The sequence below is a fragment of the Pseudomonas sp. TKO26 genome, from assembly GCF_003225665.1.
In the GTDB taxonomy this organism is placed as follows: domain Bacteria; phylum Pseudomonadota; class Gammaproteobacteria; order Pseudomonadales; family Pseudomonadaceae; genus Aquipseudomonas; species Aquipseudomonas saponiphila.
Map to the genome: position 1 here is coordinate 636957 of NZ_QKLN01000001.1, position 16758 is coordinate 653714.

A 16758-nucleotide genomic window follows, 5' to 3' on the forward strand; every position below is an offset into this window, starting at 1 on the left:
AAGCATGCCTGGAAAGCAGCGAGTTTCGCGCAGGCCATCAGCGGCCTGCGTCTGAGGAGATAGCATGATCGTTCGTCCCGTACGCAGCAGCGATTTACCCGCGCTGATCGACCTGGCCCGCAGCACCGGCACCGGCCTCACCACCTTGCCGGCCAACGAAGAGCGCCTGACCCACAGGGTCGGCTGGGCGGAAAAGACCTTTCGCGGCGAAGCCGAGCGCGGCGATGCGGATTATCTGTTCGTGCTGGAAGACGACAACGGCCGGGTGGTGGGGATTTCCGCCATCGCCGGTGCCGTCGGGCTGCGCGAGCCCTGGTACAACTTCCGGGTCGGCCTGACGGTCAGCGCCTCCCAGGAACTGAACATCTACCGCGAGATCCCCACGCTGTTCCTGGCCAACGACCTGACTGGCAACTCCGAGCTGTGCTCGCTGTTCCTTCACGCCGATTACCGCACTGGCCTCAACGGCCGCATGCTGGCCAAGGCGCGGATGCTGTTCATCGCCGAGTTCCCACAACTGTTCGGCAACAAGATCATTGCCGAGATGCGTGGCATGTCCGATGAGAACGGCCGCTCGCCGTTCTGGGAAAGCCTGGGCCGGCACTTCTTCAAGATGGAGTTCAGCCAGGCCGACTACCTGACCGGGGTTGGCAACAAGGCGTTCATCGCCGAGCTGATGCCCAAGTTCCCGCTGTACACCTGCTTTTTGTCCGAGGATGCGCGCAACGTGATCGGCAAGGTCCACACCGACACCGAGCCGGCGCTGGCCATGCTCAAGAGCGAAGGCTTCAGTTACCAGGGCTATGTCGACATCTTCGATGCCGGTCCGGCGGTGGAGTGCGAAACCAGCAAGATCCGCGCGGTGCGTGACAGCCAGGCGCTGGTGCTGGCCATCGGCACCCCGGGCGACGACGCCACGCCGTTCCTGATCCACAACCGCAAGCGCGAGGACTGCCGCATCACCGCGGCGCCGGCACGTTTTGCCGCGGGCACCCTGGTGGTCGATCCCCTGACCGCCAAGCGCCTGCAACTCAACGCCGGCGACCAGGTCCGCGCGGTTCCGCTGTCTGCTTCTCGGGAGTCGAAATAATGAGCACGCTGTACATCGCTGGCCAATGGCTGGCAGGCCAGGGCGAAGCCTTCACCTCAGTCAATCCGGTGACCCAGGCGGTTATCTGGTCCGGCAACGGCGCCACGGCCGCGCAAGTGGAGAGCGCCGTGCAGGCCGCCCGCCAAGCGTTTCCAGCCTGGGCCAAGCGTTCCCTGGAAGAGCGCATCGGCGTGCTCGAAGCCTTTGCCGCCAGCCTCAAGGCGCGGGCCGACGAACTGGCCCGCTGCATCGGTGAGGAAACCGGCAAGCCGCTGTGGGAAGCCGCCACCGAAGTCACCAGCATGGTCAACAAGATCGCCATCTCGGTGCAGAGCTACCGCGAGCGCACCGGCGAGAAGAGCGGCCCGCTGGGCGACGCCACCGCTGTGCTGCGACACAAGCCCCACGGCGTGGTGGCGGTGTTCGGTCCTTACAATTTCCCTGGGCACCTGCCCAACGGGCACATCGTTCCCGCGTTGCTGGCCGGTAACAGCGTGCTGTTCAAGCCCAGCGAGCTGACGCCGAAAGTCGCCGAGCTGACGGTGCAGTGCTGGATCGAAGCCGGCTTGCCGGCAGGGGTTCTCAACCTGCTGCAAGGCGCCCGGGAAACCGGCATCGCCCTGGCCGCCAATCCGGGTATCGATGGGTTGTTCTTCACCGGTTCCAGCCGTACCGGCAATCATCTGCACCAACAGTTCGCCGGGCGCCCGGACAAGATCCTGGCCCTGGAAATGGGTGGCAACAACCCGCTGGTGGTGGATCAGGTCGCTGATCTGGACGCCGCGGTGTACACCATCATCCAGTCGGCCTTCATTTCGGCCGGCCAGCGCTGCACCTGCGCCCGCCGCCTGCTGGTGCCGCAAGGCGCCTGGGGTGATGCGTTGCTGGCGCGCCTGGTGGCGGTCAGCGCGAGCATCGATGTCGGTGCCTATGACCAGCAGCCGGCGCCGTTCATGGGGTCGGTGATTTCCTTGGGCGCCGCTCGCGCGCTGATGGATGCGCAACGGCAACTGCTGGCCAATGGCGCCGTGGCCTTGCTGGAAATGACCCAGCCCCAGGCTCAGGCGGCCTTGCTGACGCCGGGGATTCTGGACGTCACGGCGGTGGCTGAGCGTCCCGATGAAGAGCTGTTCGGGCCTCTGCTACAGGTGATCCGCTACGCTGATTTCGATGCGGCGATCGCCGAGGCCAACAACACTCAGTACGGCCTGGCTGCCGGTCTGTTGTCTGATTCCGCCGAGCGTTACCAGCAGTTCTGGCTGGAAAGCCGGGCGGGCATCGTCAACTGGAACAAGCAACTGACCGGCGCCGCCAGCAGCGCGCCTTTCGGTGGTGTGGGCGCTTCGGGCAATCATCGGGCCAGTGCCTATTACGCGGCGGATTACTGCGCGTACCCGGTGGCTTCCCTGGAAACCCCGAGCCTGGTGCTGCCGAGCGCGTTGACGCCGGGTGTGCGCTTGTCCTGATTTGCGGGGCCTTTTCGCCGGCAAGCCGGCTCCTACAGATTTGGGTGGGAGTTGGCTGGCCGGCGAACGAGCGCGAAACGCTCGCCCTGTGTAGATATCGATGCCTATAACAAACAGATTCGTGGAGCCTCGCTGATGAAATCCTATGAAGTCAATTTTGACGGTTTAGTGGGGCCGACCCATAACTATGGCGGCCTGTCCTACGGCAACGTGGCCTCCCAGAGCAACAGCCAGCAGGGCTCCAACCCCAAGGAAGCGGCGCTGCAAGGCCTGGCGAAAATGAAAGCGCTGATGGACATGGGCTTCCAGCAAGGTGTGCTTGCCCCGCAAGAGCGCCCGGATGTGGCGGCCCTGCGCAACCTGGGTTTTGCCGGGAGCGACGCGCAGGTCATCCAGCAAGCCGCCAAGCAGGCCATGCCCTTGCTGGTCGCCAGTTGCTCGGCGTCGAGCATGTGGGTGGCCAACGCCGCCACGGTCAGCCCGAGTGCCGATACCGCCGACGGTCGCGTGCACTTCACCGCCGCCAACCTGAACTGCAAATACCACCGCAGCATCGAGCACCCGACCACCAGTCGCGTGCTGGGCGCGATGTTCGCCGACCAGAAACACTTCGCTCATCACGCGGCCTTGCCGGCGGTGGCGCAGTTTGGCGATGAGGGCGCGGCCAACCACACGCGCTTCTGCCGTGACTATGGCGAGGCGGGTGTCGAGTTCTTCGTCTTCGGTCGCAGCGCGTTCGATACCCGTTACCCGGCGCCGCAGAAATACCCGGCACGCCAGACCCTGGAAGCCTCGCAAGCCGTGGCTCGCCTGCATGGCCTGAGCGAGGAGGGCGTGGTCTACGCCCAGCAGAACCCGGCGGTGATCGACCAGGGCGTGTTCCACAACGATGTGATCGCGGTGGGCAATGGCGAGGTGCTGTTCTATCACGAGGATGCATTCCTCGAGACCGACAAGATGCTGGCCGAACTGCAGGGCAAGCTGGGCAAGCGCGGCGGCAACTTCCAGTCGATCTGCGTGCCGCGCGCGCAGGTGACGGTGGAGGACGCTGTGCGTTCCTACCTGTTCAATAGCCAGCTGCTGTCCCGCGCCGATGGTTCGATGCTGTTGATCGTGCCCGAGGAGTGCCGCGGCAACGAGCGTGTCTGGCAGTACCTGCAAAGCCTCACCAGCTCCGGTGGGCTGATCCGTGAAGTGAAGGTCTTCGATCTCAAGCAGAGCATGCAGAACGGCGGTGGCCCGGCTTGCCTGCGCCTGCGAGTGGCCCTCAATGAAACCGAGCTGGCGGCGGTCAATCCCGGGGTTATCATGACCGCGCCGTTGTACGACACCCTGACCCAATGGGTTGGCAAGCACTACCGCGACCGTCTGTGCGAAAGCGATCTGGCGGACCCGCAACTGCTGCTTGAATGCCGGACGGCACTGGATGAACTGACGCAAATCCTTAAACTGGGCGCGGTTTATCCCTTCCAGATCAATTGAAAGCCCATGCCCGGCCCACTCGGCCGGGCGTGCCGCTTCACCCCAGACGAGAACGACCCCCATGAGCGATACCCTGCAGCTGATCCTTGAAGACAGCGACGGCACCCAACTGCAAACCTCCTGCACCCGTTTCGCGGTGCTGTGGCAGGGCAAGGAAGTATGGATTCAACAGGACGGCCGCGGCCAACTGCTGATCGGCGTGGATGTGGAGGAGGGTGACGACGAATACGCCAGCCTGCTGCTGCGCCCGCTGGCGACCAACCTGGTCAGCCTGCAACTGGAAATGGAGCCGGCCGACGCCGGTGACGATGATCACGTGCATGGCCCCGACTGCGGCCACGCTCACTAAGGAAGCCGCCTTATGCTCGCCCTCGGCAAACTGCTTGAACTGACCCTCGCCGGCCGTGAACCGGCGGAGAAGACTCAACTGACTGTCGACGGCGTGCGCATGCGCTGGCTGAGCGAGGGCGCGCTGGAAGTGCGGCCGCCCGAAGCTCGCGGCAACGGTCTGGACCTGCTGCTGTCAGCGGGCATCCATGGCAACGAGACGGCTCCCATCGAGCTGCTCGACCGTCTGTTGCACGACATCGCCCGGGGCGACCTGAAGCCCCGCGCCCGTATCCTGTTCCTGTTCGGCAACCCCGAGGCCATGCGCCGCGGCGAGCGTTTTGTCGAGCAGGACGTCAACCGGCTGTTCAATGGCCGACATGAATCGAGCAGTGGTGTCGAAGCCCTGCGTGCCTGTGAGCTGGAGCGTCTGGCGGCGAGTTTCTTCAGCCTGCCGGATCGCCAGCGCTTGCACTACGACCTGCATACGGCGATCCGCGGCTCGAAGATCGAACAGTTCGCCCTGTATCCCTGGAAGCAGGGCCGCCAGCATTCGCGGCGTGAACTGGCGCGCCTGCGGGCGGCCGGCATGCAAGCGGTGCTGTTGCAGAACAAGCCATCCATTGTCTTCAGCGCCTACACCTATGATCAGTTGGGGGCCGAATCCTTCACCCTGGAGTTGGGCAAGGCACGGCCGTTCGGGCAGAACCAGGGGGTCAATGTCGAGCGCCTGGAAACCCGCCTCAAGCAGATCATCGACGGCAGCGAACCCGAGCCAGAGCAGGACAGCCTCGACGGCCTGCAACTGTTCAGCGTGGCGCGGGAAGTCATCAAGCACAGCGACAGCTTCCACCTGCACCTGCCGGCGGACGTCGAGAACTTTTCCGAGCTGGAAGTGGGTTACCTGCTGGCCGAGGATATTGCTCAGACCCGCTGGGTCATCGAGGAGAAGGGGGCGCGGATCATTTTTCCCAACCCCAAGGTCAAGAACGGCTTGCGTGCCGGGATTCTGATCGTGCCGACCACGGCCGACGGCCTGGCCTGAGGTTCACCGGCAAGCTGGCCCCTCGCAGGGACCGGCTTGTCGGTGAGGCTAACGCTTAAACCGCGACCGCGCGCTGCTCATTGCGGCGCAGGGCGCGCAGCTTGTGCAGGGTGTCGGCGCAGGTCTTCGCCGCTTCCTGGCCCTTGTGCACGAAGTGCTCGAAGAAGAACTTCTGATGCTCTTCACCTGCATGGAAGTGATGCGGGGTCAGCACTACCGAAAACACGGGTACTTCAGTTTCCAGTTGCACCTGCATCAAGCCGCTGATCACCGACTGGGCGACGAACTCATGACGGTAGATGCCACCGTCCACCACCAGGCCCGCCGCAACGATGCCGCTGTAGCGACCGGTCTTGGCCAGCAGCTTGGCGTGCAGGGGAATTTCGAAGGCGCCACCGACCTCGAAGAAGTCGATATCGGATTCCTGGTAACCCTGAGCGAGCATTTCGGCGACGAAGCCCTGACGGCTCTGGTCGACGATCTCCTTGTGCCAGCAAGCCTGGATGAAGGCGACACGCTCGTTGGGGTGGTGTTTGCCTTTGCTATCGATTGCGGTGGGTTGCATCTGTTCTGACTCCTGTTTGTATGAAAAACAGGGCGTATATGAATCGAATGGGATTTAAGGGTACGCGCAGAGACCGCGTGGATGATCCACGTCTGCCCGGCTACGGCCCTTTGGCGCCAATCCCGTTCTCTCTTCATCCGGACTATGACCGTCGGCCCCGGGATCACACCGGGTCTGCTGACCTTGTCGGCACCTGTGGACTTGCCACGGGTGTCACCAAGCGCTCGCGGGCTATGCACATTGCGCGCAATTACCGCCGGTGGGGAATTGCACCCCGCCCTGAGAACGATTGCCCGAGGGTTTTCTCGGGCGGTGAGTTTTTAACACAGATCTGGCGGGGAAGCATCGCGCCTTTTGGATAATGTTCATCGGATTTTTCATCCTGTGGCGCAAGGTTTTCTACAGTTGCTGCTTGATTAATCGTCCACAGGGCCGCAGTAATTCGCTTTGACAGGGAATTCCCCCTGTCCAAGCCTGGGCCCTGATGTCCCCCTGTAGCCGGAGCCTGATGTGATGAGTTTGATCGATCTTCGTAGTGACACCGTGACCCAGCCGACCCCGGGCATGCTCGATGCCATGGCGCGCGCCCGTACCGGAGACGATGTCTACGGTGAAGACCCGACGGTCAATCAGTTGGAGGCCGAACTGGCCGGGCGCCTGGGGTTTGCCGCGGCCATGTTCGTGCCTTCCGGCACCATGAGCAATCTGCTGGCATTGATGGCCCACTGTGAGCGGGGCGACGAGTACATCGTTGGTCAGCAGGCTCACACCTACAAATATGAAGGCGGTGGCGCAGCGGTATTGGGTTCGATCCAGCCCCAGCCGCTGGAGCTGCAGGCCGATGGCTCCCTCGACCTGGAGCGGGTGGCGGCGGCGATCAAGCCGGACGACTTTCATTTTGCCCGCACGCGCTTGCTGGCCCTGGAGAACACCATGCAGGGCAAGGTGCTGCCCCTGGCCTACCTGGCCCGGGCCCGGGCCTTTACCCAGGAGCGGGGGTTGGCCCTGCACCTGGATGGCGCGCGGTTGTACAACGCGGCGGTGAAGTTGGGGGTGGATGCCCGGGTGATCGCCGAGCACTTCGACTCGGTATCGGTGTGCCTGTCCAAAGGGCTCGGCGCGCCTGTGGGTTCGGTGTTGTGCGGCTCCGCAGCGCTGATCGGCAAGGCGCGGCGCCTGCGCAAGATGCTGGGTGGGGGTATGCGCCAGGCGGGTGGGCTGGCGGCGGCGGGACTCTATGCCCTGGAGCATCAGGTGCAGCGTCTGGCGGATGACCATGCGCATGCACAGTTGCTGGCTCAGGGGTTGAGCCGGGCCGGCTACAGTGTCGAGCCGGTGCAGACCAACATGGTGTACGTAGAGCTGGGAGAGCGGGCCGAAGCCCTCAAGGCGTTCGCCGCCGAGCGGGGGATCAGGCTCAGTGCGGCGTCACGCTTGCGCCTGGTGACCCATCTGGACGTTGATGCCGGGCAAATCGAGCAGGTGGTGAGCACTTTTGCCGAGTTTTCTCGTAACTGACAGTGTTCTCCGTCCAATTGACTGTTTGTATCGTACAAACACGCTGTACCAAGTGATTAACGCCGATATAATGCGGCCCTTTGCCGTCGTTTCGTCTGTTGACGTTGCGCACAGGCCTTTGGCCGCAGTCTCCGTGGAAGATCCTAATGAAAAGCGCAGAAATCCGTGAAGCCTTCCTTCGCTTCTTCGAAGAGCAAGGCCACACCCGTGTAGCCTCCAGCTCTTTGATCCCAGGCAACGACCCTACCTTGCTGTTCACCAACGCGGGGATGAACCAGTTCAAGGACTGCTTCCTGGGCCAGGAAAAGCGCGCCTATACCCGCGCTGTCAGCAGCCAGAAGTGCGTCCGCGCCGGTGGCAAGCACAACGACCTGGAAAACGTCGGTTACACCGCTCGCCACCACACCTTCTTCGAAATGCTGGGTAACTTCAGCTTCGGTGACTACTTCAAGCGCGATGCCATCACCTTCGCCTGGACCTTCCTGACGTCCGACAAGTGGTTGAACCTGCCGAAAGAGAAACTCTGGGTCACGGTTTACGCCAGCGACGACGAAGCCTATGACATCTGGACCAAAGAGGTCGGGGTGCCGGCCGAGCGCATGGTGCGCATCGGAGACAACAAAGGCGCGCCTTACGCTTCGGACAACTTCTGGACCATGGGTGATACCGGTCCTTGCGGTCCTTGCACCGAGATTTTCTACGATCACGGCGCCGATATCTGGGGTGGCCCACCCGGCTCGCCGGAAGAGGACGGTGACCGCTACATCGAAATCTGGAACAACGTGTTCATGCAGTTCAACCGCACCGCCGATGGCGTTCTGCATCCGCTGCCTGCGCCGTCGGTGGACACCGGCATGGGCCTGGAGCGGATCAGCGCAGTGCTGCAGCACGTGCACTCGAACTATGAAATCGACCTGTTCCAGAGCCTGCTGGATGCCGCGGCCAAGGCCATCGGTTGCACCAACGATGCCCAGGCCTCGCTGAAAGTGGTGGCCGACCATATCCGCTCCTGCGGCTTCCTGATCGCCGATGGTGTGCTGCCGTCCAATGAAGGTCGCGGTTATGTGCTGCGTCGAATCATTCGCCGTGCTTGCCGCCACGGCAACAAGCTGGGGGCCAAGGGCAGCTTCTTCTATCAGATCGTTGCCGCCCTGGTGGCCGAGATGGGGGAAGCCTTCCCTGAGCTGAAATCCCAGCAGGCGCATATCGAGCGCGTGCTGAAAGCCGAGGAAGAGCAGTTCGCCAAGACCCTGGAGCAGGGCTTGAAGATCCTCGAGCAGGATCTGGCCGAGCTCAAGGGCTCGGTGGTACCGGGCGACGTGGTGTTCAAGCTGTATGACACCTACGGCTTCCCGATGGACCTGACCGGCGATATCGCCCGCGAGCGCAACCTGACCCTCGACGAGGAAGGTTTTGAGCGCGAAATGGAAGCTCAGCGCGTGCGTGCACGCTCCGCCAGCTCCTTCGGCATGGACTACAACAGCCTGGTCAAGGTTGATGTAGCCACCGAGTTCACCGGCTATCAGGCCACCAGCGGTTCGGCCAAAGTGGTTGCCCTCTATAAGGAAGGGCAGTCGGTAGACATCCTTAATGAAGGCGAAGAAGGCGTTGTGGTGCTTGACCAGACCCCGTTCTACGCTGAATCCGGTGGTCAGATCGGCGACTGCGGTTACCTGCAGGCCGGTAGTGCACGGTTTGATGTGCGCGACACCACCAAGACCGGCGGTGCGTTCCTGCATCACGGCGTGCTGGCCAAGGGCAGCCTGATCGTAGGCGCTCCAGTTGAAACCCAGGTCGACGCCGATGTGCGTCACGCCACTTCGCTGAACCACTCGGCCACCCACTTGCTGCACGCTGCGCTGCGCCAGGTACTGGGCGAGCACGTTCAGCAAAAGGGCTCGCTGGTGGACAGTCAGCGCCTGCGTTTCGACTTCAGCCACTTTGAAGCGATCAAGCCTGAGCAGATCAAGGCCCTGGAAGACATCGTCAACGCCGAGATTCGCAAGAATACGGCGGTGGAAACCGAAGAAACCGACATCGATACCGCCAAGAAGAAGGGCGCCATGGCGCTGTTCGGCGAGAAGTACGGCGACAGCGTGCGCGTGCTGAGCATGGGCGGCGACTTCTCGGTGGAGCTGTGCGGTGGTATCCACGCCAATCGTACTGGCGACATCGGCTTGCTGAAGATCACCAGCGAAGGCGGTGTGGCTTCCGGTGTGCGGCGTATCGAAGCGGTCACCGGTGCTGCGGCCCTGGCGTACCTGAACGCTGCGGAAGAACAACTCAAGGAAGCGGCGACCCTGGTCAAGGGCAGCCGTGACAACCTGATCGACAAGCTGTCGGCGGTGTTGGAGCGCAATCGTCTGCTGGAGAAGCAGCTTGAGCAGTTGCAGGCCAAGGCTGCCAGCGCTGCCGGTGACGATCTGTCCGCTCAGGCGGCAGACGTCAAGGGCGTGAAGGTGCTGGCTGCGCGCCTCGACGGCCAGGACGGCAAGGCGCTGCTGGCGTTGGTGGATCAGTTGAAAAACAAACTCGGCCGCGCAGTGATCCTGCTCGGCAGTGTCCATGAGGAAAAGGTCGTACTGGTTGCCGGTGTAACCAAGGACCTGACTGGCCAACTCAAAGCCGGTGATTTGATGAAGCAAGCCGCTGCGGCAGTGGGCGGTAAGGGCGGCGGTCGTCCAGACATGGCTCAGGGTGGTGGTGTTGATGCTGCTGCACTGGATGCCGCGCTGGCCTTGACCGTGCCATTTGTCGAGCAGGGCATTTAAGGCGCCGAGCCGGGCCCGTCGTCTAGTGGCGGGTCCTTGCGCTGTGCAGTTTGATTGTTTAACGGGCGCCCCTTTACGGGCTGAGGCGGCTTAGAAAATGGCTTTGATCGTACAGAAATTTGGAGGCACTTCGGTCGGCTCTGTGGAGCGGATCGAGCAGGTCGCCGACAAGGTGAAGAAGTTCCGCGAAGCCGGCGATGACCTGGTGATTGTGCTGTCGGCGATGAGTGGCGAAACCAACCGCCTGATCGATCTGGCCAAGCAGATCAGTGGCGAAGCCATACCGGTTCCCCGTGAGCTGGATGTGATCGTGTCCACTGGCGAGCAAGTGACTATCGCTTTGCTGGCCATGGCATTGATCAAGCGCGGTATTCCTGCGGTGTCTTACACCGGGAATCAGGTGCGTATCCTCACCGACAGTGCTCACAATAAAGCGCGAATCCTGCAGATTGATGATCAGAAGATTCGCAGCGATCTTAAGGCGGGTCGTGTGGTCGTGGTTGCCGGTTTCCAGGGCGTGGATGAGCACGGCAACATCACCACTTTGGGGCGTGGCGGTTCTGACACCACCGGCGTGGCGCTGGCGGCGGCCCTGAAGGCTGACGAGTGCCAGATCTATACCGATGTGGACGGCGTCTACACCACTGACCCGCGCGTGGTGCCCAAGGCTCAGCGCCTGGACAAGATCACCTTTGAAGAGATGCTGGAAATGGCCAGCCTCGGTTCCAAGGTGTTGCAGATCCGTGCGGTCGAGTTTGCTGGCAAGTACAACGTTCCGCTGCGCGTGTTGCACAGCTTTCAGGAGGGTCCGGGCACCCTCATTACTATTGATGAAGAGGAATCCATGGAACAGCCGATCATTTCCGGCATCGCTTTCAACCGCGATGAAGCCAAGCTGACTATCCGTGGCGTGCCAGACAATCCTGGCGTGGCCTTCAAGATTCTCGGCCCGATCAGCGCGTCGAACATTGAAGTCGACATGATCGTGCAGAACGTTTCGCACGATAACACCACCGACTTCACCTTCACCGTTCACCGCAACGACTACCTGGCTGCCCAGACCGTGCTGGAAAACACCGCACGCGAGATCGGTGCCCGTGAAGTGGTCGGTGATACCGATATTGCCAAGGTTTCGATCGTTGGCGTTGGCATGCGCTCTCATGCGGGCGTAGCCAGCCGGATGTTTGAAGCCCTGGCGAAGGAAAGCATCAACATCCAGATGATCTCCACTTCCGAAATCAAGGTATCGGTGGTGATTGAAGAGAAGTACCTGGAGTTGGCGGTACGTGCGCTGCACACTGCGTTTGAGCTCGACGCTCCGGCCCGACAGGGCGAGTGATGCGTGTTTGAAAGGGGCGCGGTCTGACCGCGCCCTTTGTGTTTTTGATCGGCACGGGAGAAAACTGTTCTTTTGCCCGTGCTAGTCAATACTTAGGCGTGTAGGACTGCAGCCGCCCTGGTTGTAGGCCGACACCCTTTTTTTTGCAGACTGTAGTCCCTGAAAATGTAATGCGTGAGGAGATAGGTATGCTGATTCTGACTCGTCGGTGCGCAGAAAGCCTGATCATTGGTGATGGCGAGATCACTGTGACCGTGCTCGGCGTCAAAGGTAATCAAGTGCGTATTGGTGTCAACGCCCCCAAAGAAGTGGCGGTTCACCGTGAGGAAATTTACCTGCGGATAAAGAAAGAGAAGGACGAAGAACCAAGCCATTAATTTTTATCGTTTTTTTTGTTTGCAAACGGGGAGAAAGCTGGTTAATATACGCCCCGTGTTGCGGAGAGCTGGCCGAGTGGCCGAAGGCGCTCCCCTGCTAAGGGAGTACACCTCAAAAGGGTGTCGGGGGTTCGAATCCCCCGTTCTCCGCCATTATTTGCTTAGTACGTTGTAATCTGGCTTCTTCTGTAAGTTGTTGAAATTACTAGAAAAAGTGCTTGACAAAGAGATTTAACGGCCTATAATGCGCGGCAACAAATGCACTCGTAGCTCAGCTGGATAGAGTACTCGGCTACGAACCGAGCGGTCACAGGTTCGAATCCTGTCGAGTGCACCATTTAAGAGTTAGTTGCAGTGATGTAGTTAACTCCGCTTCAACCAGTTGTGGTCTGGTCTAAAAACACAAAATGCACTCGTAGCTCAGCTGGATAGAGTACTCGGCTACGAACCGAGCGGTCACAGGTTCGAATCCTGTCGAGTGCACCATACAACAGAAAGCCCGCATCGAAAGATGCGGGCTTTTTGCTTTGTGCGATTTATCCATCTATCTCTCTTCTTGTGTTTTTTGGGGCTGGAACGGCTTGCTTCGCCGGCAGTCGAATGACGCGCCTGCCTAAAGGTTTTTTCTGTTGGTATGTGTTTTCTTTTTTTGCTGGGGCGTCGCAGTTTCACAGATTCGGACGCTGCTTAGGTTTGTGCCGCAAGCGCTTGTTCTTGCCACGATTTTTTAACGTTTAAAGCTGCCAAGGGGTGTATCATTGCGCCCGTCAGCCCCGCCGGGGCTTGTGGAATACCTCCATGGACTTACCCAGTAGTTATTCAGTATCCCGTTTTCACAATCATGAACTGACTGATTGATCCTTCCGGCGTGCTCCTCTGCTGGGAGTGGAGTTCGCCTATGACCGAAGTAGAAGTAAAGAAGACGCAGGAAAGCCTGCAAGACCGTCTCGCTCAAGTCGTCGAGCTGCTGCAGCGCCAGCGGGTGGTCGAAGATCTGACGCATCGTCAGGAAGGTCACCACCACGATCGGGTCGAGAACCTGGTTCATCGGCAAAATCTCGTCGAGTTGCAGCGCAAGCTTGATGATCTGCACTCTGCCGACGTTGCTTACATCCTTGAAGCCTTACCGCTAGAAGAGCGCCTGACCGTCTGGCAATTGGTCAAGGCCGAGCGCGATGGCGACATTCTTCTCGAAGTATCCGATTCCGTTCGTGAAACCTTGATCGCCGACATGGATGATCATGAACTCCTGGCTGCGGCCAAGGAGATGGACGCTGACGAACTTGCTGACCTGGCTCCTGAGCTGCCGCGAGACGTTGTCCATGAGCTGATGGAGGCTCTCGATGGTCAGCAGCGTGAGCGTGTTCGCTCTGCGCTGTCCTATGACGAGGAGCAGGTCGGTGCGTTGATGGACTTCGAGATGGTGACGATCCGCGAGGATGTCAGTCTCGAAGTGGTGCTGCGTTACCTGCGTCGGCTCAAGGAGCTGCCAAGTCATACCGACAAGCTGTTCGTGGTGGATTACGACGGTGTGCTCAAGGGGGTGCTGCCGATCAAGCGCCTGTTGGTCAATGATCCGGATAAGCAAGTCTCTGAGGTCATGGCCAGCGATCCGGTGAGCTTTCATCCTGATGAGGATGCCTATGACGCGGCTCAGGCATTTGAGCGCTATGACCTGATTTCTGCTCCTGTAGTCGATAAGAATGACAAGTTGATCGGCCGTTTGACCATCGACGAAATGGTCGACTTGATTCGCGAGGAAAGTGAAACCGAAGTCCTCAATATGGCGGGTCTGCGCGAGGAGGAAGATATCTTCGCCTCGGTCTGGAAATCCCTGCGCAACCGTTGGGCCTGGTTGGCCATCAATCTGATCACGGCGTTCGTTGCGTCGCGTGTGATTGGTCTGTTTGAAGGTTCCATCGAGAAACTGGTAGCCCTGGCGGCCTTGATGCCGATTGTTGCCGGTATTGGCGGCAACTCGGGTAATCAGACCATCACCATGATCGTGCGGGCCATGGCCTTGGATCAGGTGAGTACCGGTAATACGTCGCGCCTGATGCGCAAGGAACTGGCGGTGGCTCTGATCAATGGCCTGGTCTGGGGAGGGGTGATCGGTGCGGTTGCCTATATGCTCTACGGGAGTTGGTCGCTGGGAGTGGTGATGACTGCTGCGATGACCTTGAACCTGTTGCTGGCAGCCTTGATGGGGGTTCTGATTCCCATGACTCTGGCGCGCCTGGGGCGTGATCCGGCAATGGGTGCCAGCGTGATGATTACGGCAATGACCGACAGTGGTGGTTTCTTTATCTTTCTCGGTCTGGCGACGATCTTCCTGCTTTGACTCTCCTTTGTATATGGGTAACCTCGCGAAGCGCCTTTAATGGCGCTTCGTTGTTTTTATCGCAGGCAAAAAAAAGCCAGCAACTAGGCTGGCTTGAGTATTCTGGGAGCAGTCAGTTGGCGTCTGCGGCCATTTCAGCGTCATGGGCTATCAGTGAAACCAACGCGTTTTGCTGGCGATGTGAAAGTTGGCGGAAACGTTGAAGCAGTTCGCGCTCATGCAAGGACAGCTCTGGGCTGTCCAGGCGCATGCTCAGCTCTTCACCCAAGGCGCCTTCCTGAATAAGACTCTGTTCCAGGCGCGCGATGATTTCGGAGTTCATGCTGCGGTGATGATTGCGAGCCACCTCGGCAATGCGTTCACGCATCCCGTCGGGTAGACGTACGACGAACTTGTCAGCCGTACGGCTGGAATAAATTGCCTGTTTCAATGGGCGCATATTTTTAACCGGTTAGTTCAGGGGAGCGGTTCTCGGAATTGGCCGCGAGCTGTCTTTTAGGACAAGCCGTATTGCCAAATGTTCAACCTGAATTGTTAAGAGGCCCGCATCATGCCTCAAAATTGCCAGATCCTTGGCGTCAATTCTGTGACAAATATTGAACTGGATAAAGGCGTTATGCCAGCACCAATTATCAGAAATGCGGACTGGTTTGAAAAGATCGCCGACTCCACATTGTGGGCCGCATTCTCCCATCCGACGGGAGTGTCAGTGCACGGGCGAACGTGCATGCTATGCGGGTGAAAGCGTAATCCCTACTTGTTAGAGGATAGTGGCAAATGGCCGATTTACTAGTTGGGCTGCCCAGGACGGCGACCTATGCCGGGTAGAGTGATTTATCTGATGGGGCCCTCTGGGGCTGGCAAGGATAGCTTGATTGATGCTGCCAGGCAGCCTATCCGTAGATTGGGGTGTGAGGTGGCAAAAAGAGTGATCACCCGCTCGGCTGAGTCTGTGGGTGAGGAGGCGCTCGAAGTTACGTCCGAGGAGTTTGAGCGTCGTGTGACTTTGGGGGAGTTTGCTTTGTTCTGGCGTGCCAACGGTCTGGGTTATGGCATTCCCAGGCAGATTGATACTTGGCTGGCACGGGGGCGAAATGTTCTGGTCAATGGTTCCCGAGGGTATTTGCGTCAGGCGCGAGAACGCTATCCCGATTTGATTCCGATCGTTCTGACGGTCGATAACGAAGTGCTGCGCCGGCGTTTGCTGCGTCGTGCCAGGGAAAGCCTGTCGGAGATTGAGCGTCGTCTGCAGCGCAACCAGCAGTTTGTTAGTGCTACCTGGCTGGATGAAGAGCGTGTCATACGCTTGGATAATTCGGGCGAGCTTGAGGCTACTCTGGTGCGTCTGTTAGCCATACTCCGTGAGCAGGGTGTCAACCCAGTGCCGGGTCAAACTTGATCTTGCGTCCGGCGAGAAGTGCTAGCAGGGACAGGCCGAGCATTGAGTCGCAGATAATCAGTGCAGCATTTTCTAGTGAGTCGTCAGGTAGTAGCAAGGCGGAAATGCGCCAAGCAGGCTTCTGAAGCTTTTTAGAGAGTCCAGCGTATGTTTTGTTTGGTGCTGGGTTGCTGATGATGCTGTCAGAAAGCCTCGCCAGGTGCGGCTTAAGGCTTTGCTTGTAATCAGGTGGCGTGGGCTGCTGGTTAAAAGTGAAAAGTCGCAAGCACGATGATGGCGATCATACTCAATAGAAGCAGGGCGCTGTGTACAGCCTTTATCTCCGCAGTCCTCATCCGCTTACTCAAGCAGCTCTTGATATGAGTTTTTAAAAGGCAAGGGCTTGGCCTGGTGATGAGCGCGCGGCCAATTGCATTTTGCAAGGATGGCTTTTGGTGGTGCAATGTGCGTGCTGGGATCTTTAGCTAACAAGTCGCTTCTGGCAGTTTGTGCAAAAAGCCCTGTGGATGACATGACAAACGTGGCCTCGGCCGTTAACATGCTCGCCGTTCTTTGCGCCTGGCATCGTCGGGCGTTTGCTGTTTTGTCTCAGTAGCTCAATTGGATAGAGCATCCCCCTCCTAAGGGGAAGGTTGGCAGTTCGAACCTGCCCTGGGACACCATTTTTTCCGAGTACCCCTCTCTCTGCCTATTTATAGTCACCGCCTGTATCAAGGTTGGTCGTAGCATTCTCGTTCTAGCCAAACTCCTGGTTCTCCTCTTCAATACCTGATGTTCTCGGCGCTTACGTTGCTCAATGTTATGGTCTGGACGTCAATGTCATTGTTTGGTTGCTGCTTTGAGGCTGCTGTATGCCTAATAGCTTGGTTTCGTTGTTGGAGCGAAGCGCTGGGGGAGGTTAAGGCGGTGTGTTTTCGCCTTGTTAACGATTCGATCCTCTCGGTCGAAAGCGGTTGAAAAGAGGTGTTGACAGCAGCGTGTAACGCTGTAGAATTCGCCTCCCGCTAACGAGAGATCGAAAGCGCAAGTGGTTGAAGT

General features: G+C 59.5%; 13 protein-coding genes, 4 tRNA genes and 1 riboswitch. Of the genes, 15 read left to right on the forward strand and 2 right to left on the reverse strand.

Going from position 1 to position 16758, the window contains the following annotated elements:
• Positions 1-64 precede the first annotated feature (64 nt).
• From astA to astE, 5 genes are all read left to right on the forward strand, one after another.
• Complete coding sequence (gene astA, locus DNK59_RS03115; RefSeq protein WP_016968175.1) at positions 65-1090, forward strand: arginine N-succinyltransferase; 1026 nt, start codon at positions 65-67, stop codon at positions 1088-1090.
• Complete coding sequence (gene astD / locus DNK59_RS03120; protein WP_167365685.1) at positions 1087-2556, forward strand: succinylglutamate-semialdehyde dehydrogenase; 1470 nt, start codon at positions 1087-1089, stop codon at positions 2554-2556. Before astA ends, astD begins: the two co-directional genes overlap by 4 nt.
• Before the next feature lie 135 nt (positions 2557-2691).
• The gene (astB, locus tag DNK59_RS03125) at positions 2692-4038 is read left to right on the forward strand and encodes an N-succinylarginine dihydrolase (protein ID WP_092311608.1); all 1347 of its coding nucleotides are present in this window, start codon (positions 2692-2694) and stop codon (positions 4036-4038) included.
• 61 nt (positions 4039-4099) lie between these two features.
• Positions 4100-4387, forward strand: a complete 288-nt coding sequence (locus DNK59_RS03130; protein WP_016968178.1) for a hypothetical protein — start codon at positions 4100-4102, stop codon at positions 4385-4387.
• Positions 4388-4399: 12 nt separating this feature from the next.
• The gene (gene astE, locus DNK59_RS03135) at positions 4400-5410 is read left to right on the forward strand and encodes a succinylglutamate desuccinylase (protein WP_110722232.1); all 1011 of its coding nucleotides are present in this window, start codon (positions 4400-4402) and stop codon (positions 5408-5410) included.
• Positions 5411-5465: 55 nt separating this feature from the next.
• Here the strand turns inward: astE and DNK59_RS03140 are convergent, their stop codons facing one another.
• On the reverse strand, positions 5466-5975 hold the full coding sequence (locus DNK59_RS03140) for a 6,7-dimethyl-8-ribityllumazine synthase (protein ID WP_016968180.1): 510 nt from the start codon (positions 5973-5975) through the stop codon (positions 5466-5468).
• Positions 5976-6095: 120 nt separating this feature from the next.
• Positions 6096-6266: riboswitch (FMN riboswitch) on the reverse strand.
• Between the two features lie 222 nt (positions 6267-6488).
• Between DNK59_RS03140 and ltaE the strand changes: the two genes are divergently transcribed.
• From ltaE to mgtE, 8 genes are all read left to right on the forward strand, one after another.
• Entirely contained in the window at positions 6489-7493 is a 1005-nt protein-coding gene (gene ltaE / locus DNK59_RS03145; RefSeq protein WP_110722233.1) for a low-specificity L-threonine aldolase, read from the forward strand.
• Between the two features lie 146 nt (positions 7494-7639).
• Positions 7640-10264, forward strand: coding sequence for an alanine--tRNA ligase (gene alaS / locus DNK59_RS03150; RefSeq protein WP_110722234.1), 2625 nt, complete (start codon positions 7640-7642; stop codon positions 10262-10264).
• A 97-nt stretch (positions 10265-10361) separates the two neighbouring features.
• On the forward strand, positions 10362-11603 hold the full coding sequence (locus tag DNK59_RS03155) for an aspartate kinase (RefSeq protein WP_016968182.1): 1242 nt from the start codon (positions 10362-10364) through the stop codon (positions 11601-11603).
• Positions 11604-11791: 188 nt separating this feature from the next.
• Positions 11792-11980: a carbon storage regulator CsrA gene (csrA, locus tag DNK59_RS03160; protein WP_002554426.1), complete on the forward strand. Its 189-nt coding sequence runs from the start codon at positions 11792-11794 to the stop codon at positions 11978-11980.
• A 62-nt stretch (positions 11981-12042) separates the two neighbouring features.
• A tRNA-Ser gene (locus DNK59_RS03165) sits at positions 12043-12133 on the forward strand.
• 107 nt (positions 12134-12240) lie between these two features.
• Positions 12241-12317 (forward strand) — tRNA-Arg (locus DNK59_RS03170).
• Between the two features lie 72 nt (positions 12318-12389).
• Positions 12390-12466 (forward strand) — tRNA-Arg (locus DNK59_RS03175).
• Between the two features lie 412 nt (positions 12467-12878).
• Positions 12879-14321: a magnesium transporter gene (gene mgtE, locus DNK59_RS03180; protein WP_092311621.1), complete on the forward strand. Its 1443-nt coding sequence runs from the start codon at positions 12879-12881 to the stop codon at positions 14319-14321.
• 112 nt (positions 14322-14433) lie between these two features.
• On the opposite strand, the gene DNK59_RS03185 is transcribed toward mgtE, so the two are convergent.
• Positions 14434-14760, reverse strand: a complete 327-nt coding sequence (locus DNK59_RS03185; RefSeq protein ID WP_016968184.1) for an Arc family DNA-binding protein — start codon at positions 14758-14760, stop codon at positions 14434-14436.
• Positions 14761-15138: 378 nt separating this feature from the next.
• Between DNK59_RS03185 and phnN the strand changes: the two genes are divergently transcribed.
• Positions 15139-15720 (forward strand): phosphonate metabolism protein/1,5-bisphosphokinase (PRPP-forming) PhnN, encoded by a 582-nt coding sequence (gene phnN, locus DNK59_RS03195; RefSeq protein ID WP_110722235.1) that lies wholly within the window; start codon positions 15139-15141, stop codon positions 15718-15720.
• A 585-nt stretch (positions 15721-16305) separates the two neighbouring features.
• Positions 16306-16382 (forward strand) — tRNA-Arg (locus DNK59_RS03205).
• Positions 16383-16758 lie beyond the last annotated feature (376 nt).